This is a genomic window from Enterococcus sp. AZ009, from assembly GCF_050548785.1.
GTDB lineage: Bacteria > Bacillota > Bacilli > Lactobacillales > Enterococcaceae > Enterococcus_D > Enterococcus_D entomosocium.
Window position 1 is genome coordinate 3,649,950 of record NZ_CP172960.1, and the last position, 22,110, is coordinate 3,672,059.

General features: G+C 37.9%; 18 protein-coding genes. 4 read left to right on the forward strand and 14 right to left on the reverse strand.

What is annotated here, in order from left to right; translation table 11 throughout:
* Positions 1–43 precede the first annotated feature (43 nt).
* The 9 genes from IGJ74_RS17290 to IGJ74_RS17330 all read right to left on the reverse strand — a co-directional run bounded on the left by IGJ74_RS17290 (position 44) and on the right by IGJ74_RS17330 (position 10,628).
* Positions 44–883, reverse strand: coding sequence for an RsiV family protein (locus tag IGJ74_RS17290; protein WP_225869329.1), 840 nt, complete (start codon positions 881–883; stop codon positions 44–46).
* A gap of 31 nt (positions 884–914) precedes the next feature.
* Positions 915–1,433 (reverse strand): RNA polymerase sigma factor, encoded by a 519-nt coding sequence (locus IGJ74_RS17295; protein ID WP_087664494.1) that lies wholly within the window; start codon positions 1,431–1,433, stop codon positions 915–917.
* A gap of 36 nt (positions 1,434–1,469) precedes the next feature.
* Entirely contained in the window at positions 1,470–2,867 is a 1,398-nt protein-coding gene (locus tag IGJ74_RS17300) for a polysaccharide deacetylase family protein (RefSeq protein WP_207462970.1), read from the reverse strand.
* A gap of 351 nt (positions 2,868–3,218) precedes the next feature.
* Complete coding sequence (locus IGJ74_RS17305) at positions 3,219–3,566, reverse strand: DUF7006 family protein (RefSeq protein WP_016621996.1); 348 nt, start codon at positions 3,564–3,566, stop codon at positions 3,219–3,221.
* 176 nt (positions 3,567–3,742) lie between these two features.
* Entirely contained in the window at positions 3,743–4,081 is a 339-nt protein-coding gene (locus tag IGJ74_RS17310) for an LPXTG cell wall anchor domain-containing protein (RefSeq protein WP_194188591.1), read from the reverse strand.
* A 34-nt stretch (positions 4,082–4,115) separates the two neighbouring features.
* Positions 4,116–4,679, reverse strand: a complete 564-nt coding sequence (locus tag IGJ74_RS17315; protein ID WP_087664492.1) for a hypothetical protein — start codon at positions 4,677–4,679, stop codon at positions 4,116–4,118.
* Between the two features lie 25 nt (positions 4,680–4,704).
* Positions 4,705–5,223, reverse strand: coding sequence for a hypothetical protein (locus tag IGJ74_RS17320; protein WP_034871937.1), 519 nt, complete (start codon positions 5,221–5,223; stop codon positions 4,705–4,707).
* Positions 5,224–5,262: 39 nt separating this feature from the next.
* Positions 5,263–8,379 (reverse strand): BspA family leucine-rich repeat surface protein, encoded by a 3,117-nt coding sequence (locus tag IGJ74_RS17325; protein WP_430608637.1) that lies wholly within the window; start codon positions 8,377–8,379, stop codon positions 5,263–5,265.
* A 773-nt stretch (positions 8,380–9,152) separates the two neighbouring features.
* Positions 9,153–10,628 (reverse strand): helix-turn-helix domain-containing protein, encoded by a 1,476-nt coding sequence (locus IGJ74_RS17330; RefSeq protein ID WP_034872175.1) that lies wholly within the window; start codon positions 10,626–10,628, stop codon positions 9,153–9,155.
* 296 nt (positions 10,629–10,924) lie between these two features.
* Here IGJ74_RS17330 and IGJ74_RS17335 point away from each other — a divergent pair, with 296 nt between their 5' ends.
* From IGJ74_RS17335 to IGJ74_RS17345, 3 genes are read left to right on the forward strand one after another with little or no spacing between them, the layout of a single operon-like run.
* Complete coding sequence (locus IGJ74_RS17335; protein ID WP_008381808.1) at positions 10,925–11,260, forward strand: ArsR/SmtB family transcription factor; 336 nt, start codon at positions 10,925–10,927, stop codon at positions 11,258–11,260.
* Entirely contained in the window at positions 11,257–11,949 is a 693-nt protein-coding gene (locus tag IGJ74_RS17340) for a type 1 glutamine amidotransferase domain-containing protein (RefSeq protein ID WP_087664489.1), read from the forward strand. The genes IGJ74_RS17335 and IGJ74_RS17340 overlap by 4 nt, the downstream gene beginning before the upstream one ends.
* On the forward strand, positions 11,934–12,863 hold the full coding sequence (locus IGJ74_RS17345; protein ID WP_087664488.1) for an NAD-dependent epimerase/dehydratase family protein: 930 nt from the start codon (positions 11,934–11,936) through the stop codon (positions 12,861–12,863). Before IGJ74_RS17340 ends, IGJ74_RS17345 begins: the two co-directional genes overlap by 16 nt.
* A 272-nt stretch (positions 12,864–13,135) precedes the next feature.
* Here the strand turns inward: IGJ74_RS17345 and IGJ74_RS17350 are convergent, their stop codons facing one another.
* Both IGJ74_RS17350 and IGJ74_RS17355 read right to left on the reverse strand, forming a co-directional pair.
* On the reverse strand, positions 13,136–13,411 hold the full coding sequence (locus tag IGJ74_RS17350; protein ID WP_140405515.1) for a hypothetical protein: 276 nt from the start codon (positions 13,409–13,411) through the stop codon (positions 13,136–13,138).
* Between the two features lie 285 nt (positions 13,412–13,696).
* A complete protein-coding gene (locus tag IGJ74_RS17355) occupies positions 13,697–14,200 on the reverse strand; it encodes a VanZ family protein (protein ID WP_087664486.1) in 504 nt (167 codons plus the stop codon).
* Between the two features lie 141 nt (positions 14,201–14,341).
* Between IGJ74_RS17355 and IGJ74_RS17360 the strand changes: the two genes are divergently transcribed.
* Entirely contained in the window at positions 14,342–14,578 is a 237-nt protein-coding gene (locus IGJ74_RS17360; protein ID WP_087664485.1) for a hypothetical protein, read from the forward strand.
* A gap of 807 nt (positions 14,579–15,385) precedes the next feature.
* On the opposite strand, the gene IGJ74_RS17365 is transcribed toward IGJ74_RS17360, so the two are convergent.
* From IGJ74_RS17365 to IGJ74_RS17375, 3 genes are all read right to left on the reverse strand, one after another.
* Positions 15,386–17,506, reverse strand: coding sequence for a glycoside hydrolase family 95 protein (locus IGJ74_RS17365; RefSeq protein WP_218193504.1), 2,121 nt, complete (start codon positions 17,504–17,506; stop codon positions 15,386–15,388).
* A 93-nt stretch (positions 17,507–17,599) separates the two neighbouring features.
* Entirely contained in the window at positions 17,600–19,099 is a 1,500-nt protein-coding gene (locus IGJ74_RS17370) for an alpha-N-arabinofuranosidase (protein WP_176374292.1), read from the reverse strand.
* Between the two features lie 4 nt (positions 19,100–19,103).
* On the reverse strand, positions 19,104–22,085 hold the full coding sequence (locus IGJ74_RS17375; protein ID WP_087664483.1) for a glycoside hydrolase family 2 TIM barrel-domain containing protein: 2,982 nt from the start codon (positions 22,083–22,085) through the stop codon (positions 19,104–19,106).
* Positions 22,086–22,110 lie beyond the last annotated feature (25 nt).

Sequence of the window (22,110 nt, forward strand, 5' to 3'; positions counted from 1 at the left end):
TCCAGAAATCATTTTCTGAATAAGCTTAAACTGATTTATCGATCTAATTAAAAAAATTTTCGTCAACTAAGATCGGCTTCAATACTGTAGTAGGTATTATGAACTCTTGTGTCCCCATGTATCCAGCCGAAACTTCATATTTATCAAACGAAATAACTAGTTCATGATTTTCATTAATATAAAAATTCGGATCATTCTCCAACCAATTTGTATCATTATAGTCTAAAACCCAATATTTGATATCGCTATTTACTCTCATCCGCTCTTTCATTTGGTGCTCAATTTCCTGAGCCAGCACCTCTAAATAGTTTTCCGTTTTAAATAACATCTTTAATGATAATAAGACCTCGTTCTTTTTATCGAATGTATCAAATCGATGTTCGACATTGGTGCTCCCCACTGTCTCTTCAAATGTACGGTCGATTACTAAAAATCGATTATCATTGACTTTCACATCATAGGTACCACTGACATACATTTGTTTTTCGTCCACCTTATTTATTACGTCTATATAACTTTGATATGCTCGTTGTCCTTCACGGAGATATTTTTCATTTAATTGCGAATACACTTGATTTTCTTCTGTTATCTTAGGCACATCAATAGTGATTTCTGCCTCCTCTTGACTGAACAGAAGCGTTTCCCCAGTTATAATTGATACCAAATCCCCCAAAATAGGTATTTCTGATGCAAAACCTCTAAAGGTAGTATTTTGAAGCATAATCAAAAAACTAAAAACCACCAAGATCACGCTTTCGACGCCTCTTCTAAGTACTTTTCGCTTCTTTTCTTCGTATACCTTTGCCTTTTCTATTTGAAAACGCGCAACTATTTCACGCTTTAATTGTTCTTGGTTTTCTCCATCAAACGTGTGCTGTTTCATTTCGCTCATTCTCCTTTTCATATCTTGTTTTTTAATTTAAAAGATGCTTAAATTGAACAAGAGAACGGTACATCTTCGTTTTCACCGTATTCTCATTTAAATTAAGTATTTGAGCAATTTCTTGCAAGGTAAATCCATCAAAATATTTTAAAATGATGATATCTCTTTCCGGACTAGGCGTTCTCTCTAGAATTTCCTTTAGTTCAAGAAATTCACTTTGATCGAAACGAAAATGTCTTAGTTCTATAGTTTCTTCAAAGGCTAACCCAAATGGTCTTAGTCTCTTCACTCGCCATTGATCAATCGCGGTTCTTACTAAAATTTTATAGAACCATGCTTGAAAATTATCAATTTCTACTGTTTTTCTAAAGCTTTTTAACGCCTTTTGAAAGCTATCCTGCAGGACATCTAAAGCATCTTCATGATCATAAACATAACTGTAGGCAATTCGATACATTTGATCATATTTACCTTCTATCAGTTCTTCTAGTAGATGCTCATAATAGCGCACTTTTTTTATTTGACTTCTATTCTTAAAAATAAAGATCACTCCTTCAACAACTCTCCAAGGGACTAGAAAAGACTGCTATTTAATTTCTCTTTGGTCAGCTAAACCAAAATACTGATTTAGTGGTTTTTGTCCATAAGAGAGCAATTCGCTTATAGTCACAAACTCATAGCCTCTTTTTCTTAGTTGACTTACCATTTCTGGAATGGATTCTACGGAACGTTCATGGATATCATGAATCAAAATGATTGATCCATTTTCTACAGTATCAATTACCTTATTTACAATCAAATCTTTATTTTTGACTTGCCAATCTTCAGAGTCTACATTCCATTGAATAATAGGCAATCCGATGGTTTTGGCAACGGCGCCGTTTACTGCTCCGTAAGGTGGTCGAAAGAGTTTTGGCAATACCCCTGTAGCATGAAATATTGCCTTATCAGTCTTCAGTACTTCTTCTTTGACTTTATCCAGAGTTACTTGAGTTAAGTCTGGGTGAGTGTATGAATGACTGCCAATTTCATGCCCCTCTCCCACTATTTTTTTCGCGACCTCTGGGTTCTTATCAACCATCTGACCTAAAACAAAAAAAGTCGCTTTGATCTTTTCTTTTTTTAACTCTCCTAGTAATTTTTTCGTAGACGTATCGTTAGGTCCATCATCAAAGGTGAGCGCGACATAGTTTCTTTTTTGGTCTAAGGATTTTTTTGGCAGATTATTATCAGAAACGATCGCTGGATCAATAAAAGACAGAATTTTTTCAATGTCGACATTCATCTTTGTCACCCCTAAGACCTCTTTATCAAAAGCGATTTGTATTGAGTGAGGGAGAATGGTTATCTTACTATCCTTGCTTAAAAAGTCATTTGTTAACACTTGATCTAATTCTTCTTCATCAATTGTCGATTTTAATTTAGTTCGAGTACTAAGTAGCTGTTCTTGTACAATTCTGTTTATCGCAAGCAAGTCTGATTCATCGTTGACAATATCTTTTAATCGAGGCTCATTTCGATTTTTGGATAAGAGTATTTCAGATAATTCTTTTAATTCACCTAAATATTTCAAAGACTTTGTTTTATCATCCCAAATATATTCCTTTGTTACTAATTGTCGATTAATAAGGGCATCATTCACCTTTTCCTCATTGACATAGGAAAGCACCATTGACCGAGAATCCTTCAATTGTTTCGAAGCAACCTGAGTTTGAGCTTCCAATTGTTTTATAATATTTTTATTTTCAGTCGCAGAATAGTACAGGTAATATTTATTGTATTGATTATCGCCACTCTTTGATTCTTCAATCTGAGTGATATCACGATCAAAAAATTCAGTTTTAATTGTTTTTTCGACTTGCGTTTCAAAATTTGTTTCTTCTTCTCCATACACTTGACTCATTAGATACTTATACGTGACACCCACTACTAACGTAAGAATCAGTGCACAGAATATAGCTATTAACAATAATTTTTTTCTCATAGTATTTCCTCTCTTTCGTTGTTCTATAGGGTATGACGAAAGAACAGGTCAAATAGTTTCATTTATTAGCAAGTTTTTATCAATCGTGAACTTTCTTAATCGTGATTCCTTTATCTCCATAATGTTGCTGTCTAAATTCATTAGCGAAAAATAGAAACTTCCAAATTATTCGTTTTTTCCTATCTTTTCCTTTAAGGTTTAGCTTTGACATCAGACCTTTGCATTTTCCCTTAACTATGTCATTAGACAATAGCGTTAGTTCTTAATCTTAATACTTGCGGAAAACAAAAAAAGGCTTCAAAAAATTTTTTTTCGAAGCCTTTTTTAAGATAATTTTTATTTATGCAAAACCTATGACACATTGAATACGATAGAATTCTTCTTTTCTACACTTAGATCATAACCACAGATTTCTTTGAAATACGTCTTGTAATCATTCTCAGTAATTCTAATAATCTCATCTGCTGAGAAATCGTCGAATCGAGATAATTCTGAAACTAGATTCATCTTTGCATCAAGTCCTAGAATTTTTGGGAGCACTTCCCAGAAATTATCTTTTGAAATCGATTCAATCAGCTGACCGAATTCAGTTAGGTGTTTTTCGCAATATACTTCCAATTTTTCACGTTCAATACCTTTTTTTATTTTCTTAAAATTGAAGTAGTAAGAAAAGGTTTCGTAGTTGTTTCCACCGTCCATTCATTTGCCCCTCTTTCTATGTATTTTTCCTAAAATTTTATTTGTATCAGCTAAACGCTATTATCTTGCCTTCCTTTTTATAACAATTAAATAAAACTGCCCTATCAGCTCCATCGAGGTGTTCTGATAGGGCATAAGTAATTATAGAATACTCTGCCTACTCATTTATTTGTTCACTAATTATAGTAATCAGTCGTTCCATAAATGTGTCTGCTTTTACTCAATAGTAATAAGATAGAAAATACTATGAGTGCATACCCCAGGATGATCAAACTGCTTGTGTTTGAAGAACCTGTTTGCGGTAATTTCCCTTGTCCGATTTGAGAAGTATCTGCGACGATCGTTTTCTTATTGTCATCGTCTGCTTCTTCCTCTTCCTTCGCTGTTTCACCAATTCGACCAGTCACAGTGACCTGCCCTGTTGTCGCCTCTGCGACAACGGTTTCTGATAGCTCCCAGACAGTCAGAGCCAGTAATGCAGCGATGAAAAAAATGATTCTTTTTCGTTTTTTCATACGATAGATCCCTTCTTTACTGGGATTTCAGTTTTTAGTCTTCCTCTACATCCGACGCAAAACTCAAGACCAATTTGAAACTTGGGTTTGATTCTTCTGATGCATTGGCAGGTGTTGCTTCACCAGTGAACGCAAACGTCCCTTCATTCGTTCCTTGGTTGCCTTCAAGGGTAAACAATTCTGTTTCTGTTACAGTTGGTGTGCCGTTTTCAAACAACTCAATCCCGTTTACGTTTAACAAGTCTACTTCAGACATATTCAATGGTGTATCAACACCTGCAACAGAAGCGATCACACCAACTGCTGAGTTATTTGTCACTGTGTACGTAGGCGAAACGATCTCTGTATGACTTGACGCTTCAGTCGTATAGAACAAAGCAGTCGTTGGAATCGTTACATTGATCCATTGGTTCAAGTCATCGGGATTTGGTCCAGGTGTTGTATTATCGAATTCACCGATGATCCCGTTTACTTGGACATCTCCTGACGTATCGCCTTCACGTCCATCAATAGTTTGTGTCGCAAAAGCGGTGGTGCCGCTTGCGATTACTCCTGCGATCGTTGCTGTACTTAGAATAGCTGCTACAAATTTTTTCATTTTTATTTCCTCACTTTTCCTTTTTTTAATTCTTAACGATAATCGTTAATTCAGCTTCAGTGACCCCTTGTTTTTCTTTGCTTTCAGGGTCGTAAATATTGATGGTGGCTTTGGCAGGATACTCGCCTTTTGCCAATGGTGTCGCTAAGGCGACATTTTCAACAAATTGATTTGGATAGATCGCACCGGAAGAATAGATGACTTCCCCGCTCGACAGTAAAGAGATATCCACGGCGATTGGGTACACATTGGTGCCTGGATTAACGATTTCGATGGATCCCGTGCTTTGACCATCTTCAAAAATGGCTTCTGGATTGATTTGCAGGGTGAAATAATTCGCATCTGCAATTTCCTGCGCCCGTTCAGATAATCGCTGATCGGTGGCATCGCCAGATTCAGGCAAAAGGTCTGCACTGATCAACGGAACCGCTTCTTTTGATTGATAGAAATAGTACCCGAGTCCACCGGCAAGTACGGCCAATAGCAACAACCACCAGAGCCATTTCCGTCGTTTTTTATTTTCGGTTTGATTCGTTTGCTCCAATGGATTCACCTCCTTCACATTTGGTACGATCTTTTTTTCTTAGTCTCGTGGAACAAAGCGTAAGACGATGCGATAATTCGGTACAAGTAAGTCTTCATAATACCCGCCTTGATCGGCTTCTGAATCAACGACCCACTGGGGATAGTCCCCATAGAAATCCCCCGTTAAGGAAATCGGCACGCGGCTTCTTTCTTCTAAGCGAACCAAGTGTTGTTCTTCCATCGCTTCATAGAGTTGAATCTGGGTTTCTTCCGTTTTTAGGTTCAGTCGCAACAGCGGGGTTGAGATATCGTCATAAGTAAGGGTTGGGTCTTCCTCTTCGCTTTCACTTTCAGCGTAATCGAGGGGATCTTCTCCCTCTTCTAACAAGACGATTCCGGCACTATCATCGATCGCCAATTGATTGATATAGGTATCCACAGCAAGTGGCGATTGATTGCGGATCTCATACGCTTGGCTTTCAAAATTACGATTCGATTCCGCCGGATTGTACAAGGATTCAAAGACCATTTTGGTCGGGATCGTTACTCGCATATGCTCCAGTTTCGATGTCACATCGATACCGATAGTCATCTGGTAGGCTTTATTCCCCACCTCAAGAACAGCGAAGTAGCTGCCGTCTTCGTCCACTTCTCGTGTAAGATCCGTTTCTACGATGCGAAAGTCATCCGTCATATCCGCTTCCGTCAATACATTTGCGGCTTGCGCGCGACTTTCTTGAAGGATCAAAGCATCTAATTCTTCTTGCGTGCTTAATTCATTAATTTTGAAACGGTCTAAAGTGAAGTTATTCGCTCGATAATTAATTCCTTTTATGACTGTTTGTTCTTCCGTTCTATCACCGGTCGTTTCAACAGAAGGTTTCGAAACTGTAATCGTTACCTTTGTCTCGGTCTCAAGACGTTCATTCCCTATCAAATCAATTTGGAACTGTCGGACTTGTTGATTTGACTCTTGATAATCGCCCCAAACAATTCGAGGATCATCTTTTTCAAGAACTACCTTATCTCCAGACGTCGTTTGGTAACTAATAGTCAACTCATCTACGGACTCTGTTGCATATCCAGTAATAGTTTGGGACTGATCGCTTACTCGATCAATGCTTGCGACAAGCTGTTCTGGAGCTACTCGCTCCCAGATATAGGTTCCTGGGGAACTACCATCATAGTTAGCCATAAACTCAGTTGAGTTTTCAAAAGTTATAACCGAACCATCACCCGACAAATTTTCTTCTAGCGTCCAGCGTCCAGTATATTGTTCAGTACTTGGGATTGCTGGTAAGTTTGCAGCAGCAGAAAAAATAGATTGTTCTCCTAATGTTATTCTATTTAATGTGTTAGTATTACCAAACATACTCTGCATATTAGTTACCTGAGAAGTATTCCAGTTGCTGACGTCAATTTCTTCTAAGTCACTTGCATTGGTAAACATGAATGCCATGTCTGTTACTTGTGACGTGTCCCAATTGCTAACATCTATCTTCTTTAAAGCATTCGCATTTTGAAACATCGTTCGCATATTAGTTACCTGAGAAGTATCCCAGTTGCTGACGTCAATTTCTTCTAAGTCACTCGCCTGGGCAAACATGAATGCCATGTCTGTTACTTGTGACGTGTCCCAATTGCTAACATCTATCTTCTTTAAAGCATTCGCATTTTGAAACATCGTTCGCATATTAGTTACCTGAGAAGTATCCCAGTTGCTTACATCTATTTCCTCTAAATTTACATTGTTAAACATAGTTTGTGTAGACAGTAAACTAGAGGTGTTCCAGTTGCTGACGTCAATTTCTTCTAAGTCACTCGCCTGGGTAAACATGAATGCCATGTCTGTTACTTGTGAAGTGTCCCAATTGCTAACATCTATCTTCTTTAAAGCATTCGCATTTTGAAACATCGCTCGCATATTAGTTACCTGAGAAGTATCCCAACTACTAACATCTAGTATATTCAATGCACGGACCTGACTAAACATGAATCTCATGTCTGTTACTTGAGAAACATCAAACTTATCAGCATTTTCGATAGATTCCAATTCTGCTAGTCCATCAAATAAGAAGGAAGAATTTCTTGGTAAAGTAACACAATCATTGACTAAGATTTTCTTGACCGATGGATAAGTTTTCCAAGGAGCAGTTGCAACTGCTCCAGCTTCTCCACCATACAAGATGATCGTTTCTGAGATACCATCATATAGCCATGGAACGGATCCCCACATTTCAAATATTTCCCATGTATACGTACCTGGAAAACGGCCATCATAACTTGTCATGAATTCACTTGAACTGGCATACCTGATCCCAAGATTTTCTGTACCTGGTTCCAACTTCCACCCACCGGTATAACCGTCTGTTTGTTGAATCGCTGGAAGCTGAGTGTCAGCTGAAAACAAGCTGTTTTCTCCGAGTGTCAATGATTTTAAATTAGTATTATTAAATATCTGACTCATATTTGTAACACTGGAAGTGTCCCATGAACTAAGATTCAATCGTGTGAGAGATCGGGTTAAATTAAACATTCGGCTCATATTCGTAACTTTTGATGTGTTCCATGTTCCTAAATCTAAAGTAGTAAGACTATTGGCTTGAAGAAACATGTCACTCATATCCGTGACATTTGATGTGTCCCATGCTCTTAAATCTAAGGTGGTAAGACTTTGAGCATTCATAAACATTTGACTCATATCCGTGACACTTGATGTATCCCACGATGCAAGGTCTAACCTAGTAAAAGCTGCGGGTGTGGCCGCCAGATTCCCAAACATAAGTCTCATATTAGTCACATTTGACGTGTCCCAATTACTAACATCTATTTCCCTTAACCGCCATGTAACTTGAAACATACTCTCCATATTAGTGACGTTAGAAACATCTAGTTTGTCTGCATTCTCTATGACTTCTAAAAGTTGTAATTCCCTAAACATCCCCGACGAGTTACTAGGTAAAATCACTTGATCTTCAAAAATTATTTTGCGAATGTGACGATACTGCCACCATGGCGACTCTCTTGCCGCCCCTGCTGTTCCGCCACCTACTATGATTGTTCCTTCTCCTTCGTAATAAGACCAAGGTACAGTCCCCCATAACCCTTGATCTGTAGGTATCCCTCTGACTAAAATCGAGTCTGTAACTTTACTATCTCTTTTTTCTTGTGCCACTGCCACAGACTCTATTTCTTGTTTTAGTTCATTGTCATGTGAATTTTCTGATATATTGCTATCTACTACTTTTGATGTCTCACTCTCAAATAGTGTATCATCTGAATATTCGTCACTATCTGATTCATTTATTTCTTCTCTTGATGATTTGGATTGAGCAATTTCGTCTTCTTGACGAACATGAACCTCGGCAAAAACAATAATAGGATGAAAAACTTGAACAACCAAAAAACATAATACAGTCAATAATCTTTTCTTCACCTGACCACCTCCTAACATATAAATATAAGGTCATTTAACCAAGTGATCTATATATTCAAATCACTTTCACCTCGTTTTTCGTACTAATGTGATTCAATATTTAAAAATTTCAGAACATTTAACGAGAAAGGTCTGTACACTTAATAAGTGGAATACTTTATGGATGAAAAACACCAAAAACAACCTTCCTAAACCAATAAAGAGATATCTACTTCTTAATTAGTCTCAAATTTCTTCGATTTTTAGATTAGAACAAAAATAGACATTCGATCCGATCGAATGTCATGGAAAAGTTATTAGATTAGGTTTTCTATTTTAGAGAATAAACAACAAATGTTTATTCTAAAAAACGAAGGTTTTTGATACATTTGTCTGTAAGTTTGTATGCATACCTATCTCTTACATGATAAAGGTTACATGATTTTTAGATAAAATGGGAATCAACATTTTCATATTCGGATGAAATAAATGAAAAAAAACACTCGTTAATACTTTTAACGAGTGTACGGGGATTAGAGAAATGGTTTTCGATACGGATCAATTTTTCTTTCCAGATTCCGCCAGTCATGCTCATCTGGGACAGCTTTCAATAACAAGTAATCTGTTTCAATAATATAGTCTAAGAGGTACCGATTATAGTTTGTGACAATCAAATCAATATGATCGGCATTTAATATTTCTTGTGTCAGATGTTGCAATGGCAAAAAGGTCAACGTGTGCTTTGTCCCAAACTGTTGCATTGCACGAGTTCGAATCTGTTGGCAGATGAAGTGATCACCTTCTAGAAGAAAATAAATTCTTTTTGTCGGTGAATAAAAATCAAAAATCAAATCACTGTAGATCGTTAAACTCACACAAATATCTTCAAGATATGGCGCAGCCAAAAAGTCTTTTCTTTGATGCTTCTTTAAAAATCGTAAATTCCGTTGATAGTTTTCATTGTCAGAACGCATGAGAGATTCTTTGATGTCCTGTGCCTCTTTGTTCAATGCAGGAGCTAACGCATAGTTCACTTTTCTAGACAAAAAGAAGGATTGCAAGAAAATTTTTATCTTGGCATAGCTCTCATTTGTGAGCTCAAACTCTTGTAAGTAAGCCTCCGTAAGTTTGGCAATTTCTGATCCTTGATGAAACTGCTGGTAGAACTTTTCCTCCGATGCTTCTCGATCTAAGGTACGTTTACAAATAGTAACTAAATAAATCCATGCAAATTCTTCCTTCGCTAGTTCTACGCCGTAAAGCTTGTTGATTCCGTCTTTTAAAGAATACAGGAGGGAGAAGCTATTTCCTTTGTAGGCTAATTCAATCAAGTATTTCGGGACTGTTATCGGAAAACCAAGGCTCGCCCGTTTGATTGCAATAAAAAAAGTATAGTAAAAAGCAGCTGGTGTTGTTCCAGAGCCAATATCATATTGTCCTAGTTTGTTGTTTAACTGGGTTAAGACCAACTCATGCAATGCGGGGTCGGGAACAAGGGTATGGGCAGTATCAATCCCTTCGTAATAAAAGTCTTTGAAGAATTTCCGTAAATCCGCTTCGCTCCCTTCAATTGTCAATGGATTCGACACCCATTTTAACCGATAACTGCTCAATATTTTGTTCGATTGACCCAACAACCGTCGAAACGTGCTCTCAGAAAAATGATAATGATGGGCCAACTCGTCAATATCCATCAATTCCCCTTGAAAAATATGACCGATGATTTCAAATAAGCACTCATTTTCTAGCAAATCTTGTTTCTTTTCTTGGTACACGGAAGGTTTTTTCTCTTCAAAAAGAAAGCCACTATTCCCCGAAGTTAGGGTGATACAATCACCAAAATAGTCTTTCACATACTTGAGATCATTTGCAATTGTGCGTTGTGTGACTTGCATCTTTTCTGCCATTTCACCAATTGTAAATAAACGATCTCGCTCCATCACACTCAAAACTCGAAATAAGCGCTTAGTTGTGCGATTACTGATAAATGCTAACTGTAAGTCTCTCATATTCTCCGCCTCATATCTCACTACGTCTTTTGTCTAGATGTTACATACATAACACAACAACAAAAAATGAGCAAGACACGGCTCTTAATCACTTCATAAAAAAATAAGTTGCTTCTATACACAAAAAAGGATCAAATGCTCTTATGCTTTTCCATTATTATCTATTTGCTTACAGAACATTCTAATCTCCTTGGCGATGGTGGAGAAAAGGAATGTTCTCGAGCTTCTTTCATTGCAAAAATCTCCTTTAAATGGTTTAATGGTTTAAACTTTTAAACGATAATGGAGAGACAATTATGATAGATTATGCCAATCTGCAACAAGATTTTTCTGAATTAAGTGATTTTTTAATCGCGCTAGGTGACAAAAAAAGACAAGCTATCATCATTCGGTTGCTAGAAGTGGAAAATTGTGCTGGCTTACAGGTCACTTCCTTATTAGAGGCCACCAATTTATCTAGACCCGCCATTTCACATCATTTGAAAATCTTGAAAGAAGCCAAAATCGTGAATTTCAGGCAAGAAGGAACAAAAAATTATTACTATCTCGATCATGAGCAAACAGAAATAAAAAAACTCCAATCCTTTTTAACGAAAGTCCTTCACATTATGAACGAGAGGGACCATTTATGAAGAAAGTATTAGTTGTTGAAACAAACATTCAAAAATATGCTGGCACGAACGAGGCTACCGGACTTTGGTTAGGAGAAAGTGCCGAGTTTCTAGATGAAGTCTATCAACAAGGGATTGATGTTGATTTCGTAAGTCCATTAGGAGGCTTTGTTCCTCTAGATCCAAGAAGCATGAAATATATAGATCAAGCCATTATGAACATTTATCTGGAAGAAAATTTCATTCAGAACGGCTTGATTCACACGAAAAAACTCTCAGAGATAAATCCGAACGATTACCATGCGATTTATTTTACCGGAGGGCATGGTGTCATGTGGGATTTTCCTGATAATAAAGAGCTTCAAGAACTCGCTTTAGCTATTTATGAAAACAATGGGTATATTTTATCTGTTTGCCACGGAATCGCTGGTTTACTAAATATAAAAGATAGAGAAGGAAGCTTTTTGATTTCTGGAAAAAAAATCACAGGATTTACGAAAACCGAAGAATTTCTCGCCGGGAAAATGAACAAAGTTCCTTTCTTTAATCAAACCGCCGCAGAAGAAAGAAACGCTCAATTCAAAAAAAGACGCTTTTATAAAGCATTTGCCTTAAAAGATGGGCGGATCATCACTGGCCAAAATCCTTTTTCTGTACGTGCTGTAGCAAAACTATATCTTGAGGAGGTACAGTCATGCAAACAATTTTAGGAAGCAATGGACAAATCGGCTATGAACTAGCAAAAGAACTATACAAAAATTACACAAATGAGCTTCGGCTAGTTAGCCGGAAGCCTCAAAAAATCAATCCTACAGATCAGATCGTTTCCGCAGATTTGATGGACTTTTCGCAAACGAAAAAAGCGATTGAACATAGTGAGATTGTTTACTTCACTGTTGGGTTACCGATGGATGCAGAGCTGTGGGAAACCAATTTTATGAAAATCACAGAAAATGTCATCCGCGCTTGCCAAGAAGCACAGAGCAAACTGGTTTTTTTTGATAATACTTATATGTATCCAAAGGATCGTACACCCCAAAAGGAAGACACGCCATTTTTTCCAGCAGGCAGGAAGTCCCTCGTGCGCTCTAAAATGGCTCAATTGGTTTTATCCGAGATGGAAAGTGGCCGTTTAGATGCGGTGATTTGTCGAGCCCCAGAGTTTTACGGCCCAGGCAAGACCCAGAGCATTACCAATACACTCGTCTTAAACAATATAGTCCACAATGCTCCCGTCAAAATACCTGTCAATAAGGACACTTTACGCACACTTATATGGACACCTGATGCTAGCCGAGCAATGGCCCTTATCGGAAATACGCCTAGTGCCTATGGCCAAACTTGGCATTTGCCCTGTGATACACCTCATAGTTTCCAAGACATGATCGATCTCGCCGAAAAAATTGAGGGCAAACCATTGAAATACCGCGTCATTCCTTTGTGGCAATTTAAACTTGCTAAGCTATTCAGTAAAAACGCGCGCGAACTAAGTGAGTTATTACCTAGATACACGGTGGATAATCTTTTTGTCTCTGATAAATTCAAAAAGGCATTCCCTCATTTTAAGATCACAACGTTTGAAGAAGGCATTAGGCAGGTACTTGTTGAGAATAGGGCAGGATGACTGGGAATGTTCTTTCGCTGTGTATTCAACAAATAACCCCTCCGAGTCCAATGGAACTTAAGCAATCTGCGAGTGTCCATCAACGAAAAGAAGGCGAATCAAAATAAAGAAAGTCCTTGAAAAACACGCACAAGAAGACCACAAAGAACATTATTTAGTTCTTATTTAAAAAAAGCCAAATAGAAGCGAAGAAAACAAATTGTGCTTTCTTCGCTTTTTTTCAATACATTGATTCTTTACCTTCCTCATTGTCCATCTGTTTCTCAAACCGTTTAGAACGCTAGAACAAAATCATCGATTTTTCGTTGATAATAAGCAATTATCTTCGCATCGATCGCTAATTTTGCTTTGTCTTTCTCACTTAACTCCTTTAAATACCGAATAAAATAGCTTTTCAATACAGAGAATTCAAAATAAGAAAGCTTTACTTGTTTCGCTTGAATCAATAAAAAACCTCTATGAATCATCCCGCTATTTAAATAGGTTTCTAACAAATCATTTCCTGAGACGACATTCTCTTGCTCATCTTCAACCTCACCAAGATCCACTTGGCTTTTATCCAATCTAAAAACAGATGCAATGGCAGCACCTGCCCCTTATCCAATCACTTTTAGCTGTTTTACGATATAATCATTTTTCATCAAATAATGTGCGTCTTCTTTCGTTATATTTTTCTATAGTCTATTTGTACTTCGTGATACTAGTCAGTAATGCTGACAGGGTAAACTTTGAGAAGTTGGGTCGCGCTCTTTGAGATTCTGATCAGTGACGTCTAAAAAGCTCTCCTCGATGCTGTATAATTTACATTCCACTCTTTTAGATTCATAGCCTTTTTACCTTATCTTCTCTTTAAAATTAGAAAATAATGGAGTCTCACTTAAAGCAGAACCAATAATGAACCCACAAGTATTAGTGAAAATATCACCAAAATCAAAAATCCCTAAAGCAAAAACATATTGACTAATTTCTACAAGAAAAATAACCAAAATAAATAGGAGTAAATTTTTCTTGTTAAATTTAAATAAAAAACCACTAGGTATAAACATAACAATATTAAGCAATACCACAGCACTCAGTAAATCTTGAATGAACATAAGAGGATTCCATTCAATTCCTAGTATCCCAATATTTTTGAAAAAAAGTAAATAAATTAATAACAAATAATAAATAATATAAAATATGTATATTGCCCATTTTGGAAAAAAACCAGAAATAAAACTTTGAACAAATAAATACAAATAAAAAGTAATAAGCAATATCTGTATCAACGGAATAACAAAATCAACAGATCCACTAGTAGGGAAAAAACTCATCGAAAAAGGATACAAAAATTCCATAAAAAACCATCTGGATAAAAAAAAGAAACTATAATTATAAAAAAATGGATTAAAATTAATTTTAAGTTTTTCATGAATTCTCCAATATATTATCGTATACATGCAATCGTAATAATAGTATATCATGTTGGAGGATAAGTCATGGAGAAATATATGAAAAAGGTAGCATACTCATTGCTTGTGTTAAGCTTTCTAATTCCCGCTGTTGCACACGTAGCAACCGATATTACTTACAAAAGATATGGTATTTGGTCTTGGTCATCTGTAAGTGATTGGTCAGTAAGCTCAACAAAAAAATACAAAGCAACACATAAACAAACAAGAACAACTGCAACCTCGATTACATCAATGACAGTATATATTATTCGTGGGTTCTAGCACTGCAGCTTCGTCTAGTTTTAAAGGTTCAACAAGCGGTTCTTTTTCAGCTAACCTAGGCAAAGGAACATACTATTTAAGATTTGAAGCTCCCAAAGCATTAAAATTTGATATTAGTGGTAGCGTAACTCACTAAACAAAAAAACGAGCAAAGTTCTGCTCGTTTTTTTTGAGATTGCTCTAAAAGAGAACGCAATCATTCAATTTATTCGTAAAATTTTGGCGTTATAGTTTAGGTAACGGATGAATTAGACGTGATTTTTCAGTCCCAGATTTGATTTTGTACAATTCATCAGTCCTCGGGAACTAATTTTTACCTAATACGTTTCTTTTAAAGGGTCTATAAGACACAAAATTTTTGAACAACCCATTCCTCCCGGAAATGATTTCGTTGTTGTATGATTTCGCAGAGTACAATGGATTTAGGAAAAAAACCAACGAGGAGTTGCTAAGCAACCCTGTAGTTTGTCCCTTCATAAGTCTGTTAACCAGAGCACTCTGTTCCACTTACTAGCTGTTTCGCTCAGGTGCTCGACTCTCAAATAGAAATCAGAAGACATCTGCTCGCTCTTTTATTCCATATTCTATTAGGTGAAACGTGGCCATCCAGTCAGATTCTGGGAACCCCCACAGTATCAAGATGTTTGCTTCCTAATAGATAATAATCAATTGCTCATTTTGCCGGAAACCTCGGTTACTAATGACAGCGAGGGAACTTCATTAACCGATAGACCGGATGACAAAGAGCCAATATTAGACTCGTCACGTCGCCGTCTGTATTTTTTACAAACACTTATTTGACGACTTCTAATAAATATTTTTTTTAATCAGCTCACCGTTTTTCCACTGCATTTCAACTGTTTTATTCCCTTTGATTTTTAGTCCTTTGACAAAACCATCTTTCAGTTCATTTGGTAATGCAGGCAACCATTTAACGCGTCCATTGCGATCTTGAACAAACAGATTGGCAATCCCAGCGGCCACACCAAAGTTACCGTCAATCTGAAATGGTGGATGTTTGCTCCAAAGATTACTATAGGAAGCTTCCAAAATAGCATGCTGAATATGTTGATAGGCTTGTTGCGAATCTCCTAAAATAGCGAATAAATTGATTAACCAAGCGTTACTCCATCCGGTATGTCCCCCACCATTTTCTAAGCGCAGAGCAATTGACTTTCTCGTTGCATTTAACAGTTCATCTGTCTTATAAAGTTCACCAGGATATGCCCCATAAAGGTGAGAAACGTGGCGATGCCCGGGTTCTACTTCTTCAAATTCTTCTTGCCATTCCAAAATTTGACCTTTCGATCCAATTTTTACAGTTGCTAAATATGGTTGGATTCGCTTAATTCTATCCAACAAATCATCTTGGATACTTAGTGATTCACAAGTTCGCTGGAAGAAATCGAAGTTTTCATTGATTAAGCAGATATCCATTGTAGTTGACAGATGCAACGAGCATTTATTTCCAGCAGCATCGAAAAACAGGTTCTCTGGTGACGAAGATGGACAGCTATGATATGTTCCATCACTTTCTATTAATGTATTGACTAAGAACATCACAGACTTTCGCAATACTGGATAAACCACCTCTTTCAAGTAAGTCCTATCTCCCGTGTACTCATAGTGCCGGTACAAATCACTGGCTAGCCAAGCACCGCCCATTTGCCACATTGCCCAAGAAGCATCGCCTCTACCAGTCTGGGATTGATAAGGAGCCCCCACTGGATTGGTTGTAAACCAACGATCTGTATTATGATGACACACAGATCCTGCTACACCATAATGAACACAGGCTGTCTTTTTCCCTGCACTAGAGAGTTGTTCAATGAAGTTACTATAAGGCATAAAGCATTCGTGTAAATTACAAGTATCCGCTAACCAATAATTCATTTCTAAATTGATATTTGTTGTGAAATTGCAGGACCAAGGCGCTCGCAGCTGCCAACTCCAGATTCCTTGTAAATTACTCGGCAGACTCCCAGAGCGAGAAGAACTGATCAATAAGTAGCGTCCATATTGAAAATATAAAGCGATTAGTCCAGGATCTGATTTCCCTTCCTTTACCCTTGCAATACGTTCATTCAGCGGCAAATGGACTTGGTCTCCTAAAGACATCTCCACGCGATTGAATAGTTCTTGATAGTCTTTCCTGTGGCACTTTTCCGCTTCTACAAAGCTTGAAACCTTTCGTGACTCTTTTCTTCTAAAAAGAAATGATACATTTTGGGCGTTTTCGATGACGAGTCGATCGTTGTCAAACACCAGATTGCCATCCGTTTTCTCAATGATTAATTCATAGATATGTGTTTCTCCGCGTGTCCCTTGTACAAAGTCCCATTCATTGCTTATATATTTAGGGTTTACGTGTTCCGGACATTGAACCTGTATTTCAACACAGCTTTCATTCGCATGGTAGATAACCCTTGAGTGTAACTGTGACTCATACGCAATAATAATGGATTCTGCTTCCGGCGCAACGAATCTTCCCCACAAGGCTTGGTCAGGATAACTAGCAAAATACTCGCGCTGATAGACACCTTTCCTTCCTTGGTAGGTTATTTCTACTTTACTTCTACTTAAATCAAGACAACGACAATACTGTTCAATCGCTCCTTCTTGATCTGGTTGCGTAATGATCAGGTTTCCCAAGGGCAAATAGCTTTCGGTATAATTTCCTAAAAAAGCCGCTTCCACTTGTTGGCCCGCTTTTAGATAACGGCCTTCTAAAATAGCTTGTTGTATTTCTGATAAATACTTTGCAGCTTCTGGCCTATTTTTATCATATTCGTATCCCGACCAGAGTAATTCATCATTCAAGCCAATTTTTTCAGGAAAACTTCCAAAGATCATTCCCCCTAGACTACCATTTCCAATAGGTAACGTTTCCTCCCATTCCTGCGCTGGACTTGTAAAGAAAAAATTCATTTTGAGTACCTCCATCATAAAAAGACATATGGCTGTTCTTGAAAAGAGTATTGTATCCCTGATTAAACAATCAGGCATGGTCATATGCCCTCTTTAATTCAAGCTAATTCTAGTCATATTCCACGAGAGCGGCTTTGTGTTAATTGTAACTCTTCCTCCGTCAATCACTATCTGCTCCAACGAATCACGAGGGACAACTAACTCTTGATTTGGCCCATTTACCGCTTTTGGATCATAATCAGCCATTTCAGTAGCCTCAATGACACTAGCCAATCTCAAATCAGAATCAACTGTGAATGCAATTTCTTCACAACGATGCTTATTAACAGAGAAAATGACTAACTCATTTTTTTCATCGTTCAAAATAGCAATACTGTCAAGATAGGGCACATTCTTGAATTGGTTTGTATCATAAGTTGCTACATCAACTTTTGTCGTTAAGGCTTGGCCATGTCCATACAATGAAGCTTGTTGGTATGGATAGAAGATGGTCTGCTTCCAAGCGGTTCCATTTTTTTCGGTCATAATCGGTGCGATCACGTTTACCAATTGCGCTAAACAAGCAATCTTCACTCGGTCAGAATTCTTTAACAATGTAATGAGCATGCTGCCAACAAGCAAAGCATCTTCAAAATTGTAGATATCTTCCAAAATGTGCGGTGCTACCGTCCATGGTTTTTGCGCCGCCGTTTCTTCATTGGAGTGGTACCAGACGTTCCATTCATCAAAGGACAACATCATAGTCTTGTCGCTTCGTTTTTTTGCTTTCATCGTGTCACAAATGGCTATTACTGATTTGATAAAACGATCCATATCTTCTGACTTGGCCAAAAATTCAGCAAGGTTATCTGTTTTATTGTCGTAATATTGATGCAGTGATAAGTAATCGACATATTCATAGGTGTGATCCAGTACCGTTAATTCCCAATCCACGAATGTCGGTCGAGTACTGCTGGAACTGCCACACACCACTAGTTCAATTGAATCATCAACCCATTTCATTGCTTTTGCCGTTTCTTCTGCTATGCGACCATATTCTTCTGCAGTCTTATGTCCAATTTGCCAATCTCCGTCCATCTCATTCCCTAAGCACCAAGTCTTAATTGCAAAAGGGTTTGCATCTCCATTTTGCTTTCGAAGATCAGACCAATAGGTACCTCCCTCAAAATTGCAATATTCAACAAGATTACGTGCGGCATCAATGCCCCGCGTTCCCAAATTAACTGCCATATTCACTTCAGTCCCGCACTTCTGCGCCCAATGCATATACTCATGTATACCCACTTCATTTGTTTCAACACTTTGCCATGCTAAGTCCAATCGCTGAGGACGATTTTCTTTCGGTCCTATGCCATCCTCCCAACGATAGCCAGACAAAAAATTCCCTCCAGGATAGCGAACAATTGGAACAGACAACTCTTGTACAAGCTTTAGAACATCTTGGCGAAACCCATTTTCGTCACTCGTTTCATGATTTGGTTGATAAATTCCTTCATAAACGGCTCGCCCCATGTGCTCAATAAATGAACCATAAATTCGACGATCGATTCTCGAAATTTGTTGCGTCTGTGAAATTCGTGTACTAGCTTTCACTTAATCACACTCCTTTTATTCTTACCTCAAATTGATAATGATACTTTTGCAAATGTAGTTGGTATTTGTCTAATACATCAGGACCACAGCTTCTAGAACCAATCCCGTGCTGTTGATAATCGATGTACAAATAATAGCGGTCTGCTTTTTTTAATTCATGAAGATGTTGTGCAGAATCAATAGCCGCAACAGAATAAGGATGTACACTAAAATTAAAGGGATCGCTTCCTTGAAACTTGAGTGCTAATTGGTTGTCTGCCTTGAATGTCGCCCACTTCGTCTGGCAGTGATTACCACTTTCTTGTGGATACAAATATCGGAAACTCAGCTCATCTGTGGCCTGGGAAAATACATCAAAGTAACTCCCATTTTCGGTATCTGCATAGGTTTCTATGGGCCCCTTCCCAGACCAGCAAGTTTTATCAAACTGTTTATGCAGTTGCCAAACAAGTCCGATACGGGGAACTGTCAGCGGATAGTTATCTTTAGGCTCCCCAGATATTTCATAGATAACTCGACCATCCTTGAAAAAAGTAATCGTCGATGTTTGCTCAATATGCCAGAACTTCCCTGCTGGCCCGATTGCTTCCCTTAAAGATAGCTTCAATTTCTCAGAATCATTGGCGACAATGCTGCAGCTCATTACATTTGTTAGCATGCGATCAACACCATACTCCCGCCACGTTTCACTAGAAATAAAATCATTGTTTGTTGTCGGTCGCCAAAAAATACTTTCTGGCGAAGCTAGATAAATGTCTTGTTGTTCGTTCATAAACTGCCATTTGCCAGTGACTTTATCCACTCTCAAATAGTTTGTCCCATGTTGGAGCAGCAAAATTTTTGCATCATTCTGAATTTCATTAAAAATGAGTAAATCAGGTTCTGGCTCAGGTAGAGAGAATCCTTCAACTGGCATAGATGCGACAATATTAGCTAGTTTGCCATGAAGTGCTTTTTGATCATCGAAAATCAACACTTTTAAAAGGTTACCCTTTTCTGTATTCAACAACTCCCTAGGCAACGCAATTTCGACGTCTTTTTCGTGGGGCAAATTGACGGTCACTATCTTTCTTGCTAACACTTCTTGCTCTCGTTTCATTTCAAGACAACACTTCATACCTAGCAGGTCTTTGAATTGATTGCGATTACGTAGGATTATTTTTCCGACTTCATACGAGGAAAAATCAATGGTGATTGGTTCTTGTTGTCGCTGAATATCGAAATAACTAGGTGATGGTTGCAAATCAGGTGTCATTAACCCATCCAGAACAAAATTGTAGTCGTTAGGAATATCACCGAAGTCGCCGCCGTATAAATAGGTTGGTTGTCCCTCTCGCTTTGCTTTGATTCCTTGATCTTTCCATTCCCATAAAAAGCCCCCTTGTAATTGCGGTTCCTTATAAAACATTTCCCAGTACTCTTTTAACGAACCGGGACCATTCCCCATCGCATGTCCATATTCACAGAGGATGTAGGGTTTGATAACTTTCGGATTATCGACGACCTCTTGTAATTCCCGCATCGTCGCATACATTCTAGAATTAAAATCGGCTTGTTGAACATCTTTAACGTAGCGTCCATCCGTTTCTGAGAGACAATCGCGGGACTCTCCTTCATGGTGAATCAAACGAGTAGGATCTTTTTCGCGGCACCAACGAATCATGGCTTCATGATTAGTCCCATTTCCAGACTCATTTCCTACCGACCAGATAATGATTGAAGTATAGTTCTTGTCGCGTTCGACCATTTGTTTCATGCGATCAAGATACGCTTCTTTCCATTCTTGACTGCTACTCAAGAAATTTTGATCACCGGTACTTCCTATGCCATGACATTCTAAATCCGCTTCATCCATCACGTATAATCCATAGCGATCACACAACTGATAAAATTCAGGGCTATGAGGATAATGAGCAGCTCGAATGGCATTGAAATGCGCTTGTTTTATCAACTGGATTTCTTCTTCTAAAAAACCTTTTGGCAAAGCTCGCCCCTTCGTCTCATGAAACTCATGATGATTGACTCCTTTAAAGAGAATTGGTTTGCCATTAATACAAATTTTATTTTCCAAAAGAGCAACTTCTCTGAAGCCAATTTCCTGACAAATTTCCTCTTCTGAAGTGACCAAGCGCAACCGATACAGTTCTGGCGTTTCAGCAGTCCATTTTTTTGGTGAAACGACTGGAAAAGCAAAACAATGATTATCTTTATCTATCACGATCTTTTTTTGAAAGACAATGGCTTCTTTTTCTAAAAAGACTTCGCAAGCGAGCTGATTCCCATGAATTTTTGGAAAATCAATCGCCAAAATGCCGTTCTCATAATTGCTATCAAAAGATGTTTGAATTTGGAAATCCCAAATACATTCTTTGGGGCGACTAAGTAACGCTACCTCACGAAAGATACCACTTAACCACCACATATCTTGATCTTCAATATAAGAACTATCGGACCATTGGAAAACCTCGATGACGAGTTGATTCTCACCCTCTTGGATATAAGCGGTTACATCAAATTCAGTTGGATTACGGCTGCCCTTACTAAATCCTATATACTTCCCATTCAGATACAAAGCAAAGCAATTATCTACACCTTCAAACCTAAGAAACTGCTGCATTTTTCGAGGGTCATAGCTAAAATCACAGCGATAAACCCCTACCGGAATCTCAGAAAATGTATAGGGTGGATTGATTGGGAATGGATATTGGATATTTGTATAGTGCGGTTTCCCATACCCTTCCATTTGCCAATTGCTAGGTACAGGAATCAGGTTACTATTTTGCCAAAATTCATCAGAAAAAAATTGCTCCTTTTCAATATCTAGATGAGATGGAAAATATCGAAATCGCCAAAAACCATTCAATGACAAAACTCGCGAAGAATTGTCATGATCATCCGTTGGAGCATAGGGAAGATAATAACTTCGCGAGCTTTCTCTATTTTCATGAATGCGCTTGGGATCTGACAAATAGTTTGTCGTAAACATTCGCTTTCCTCGCTTTCATTCATAA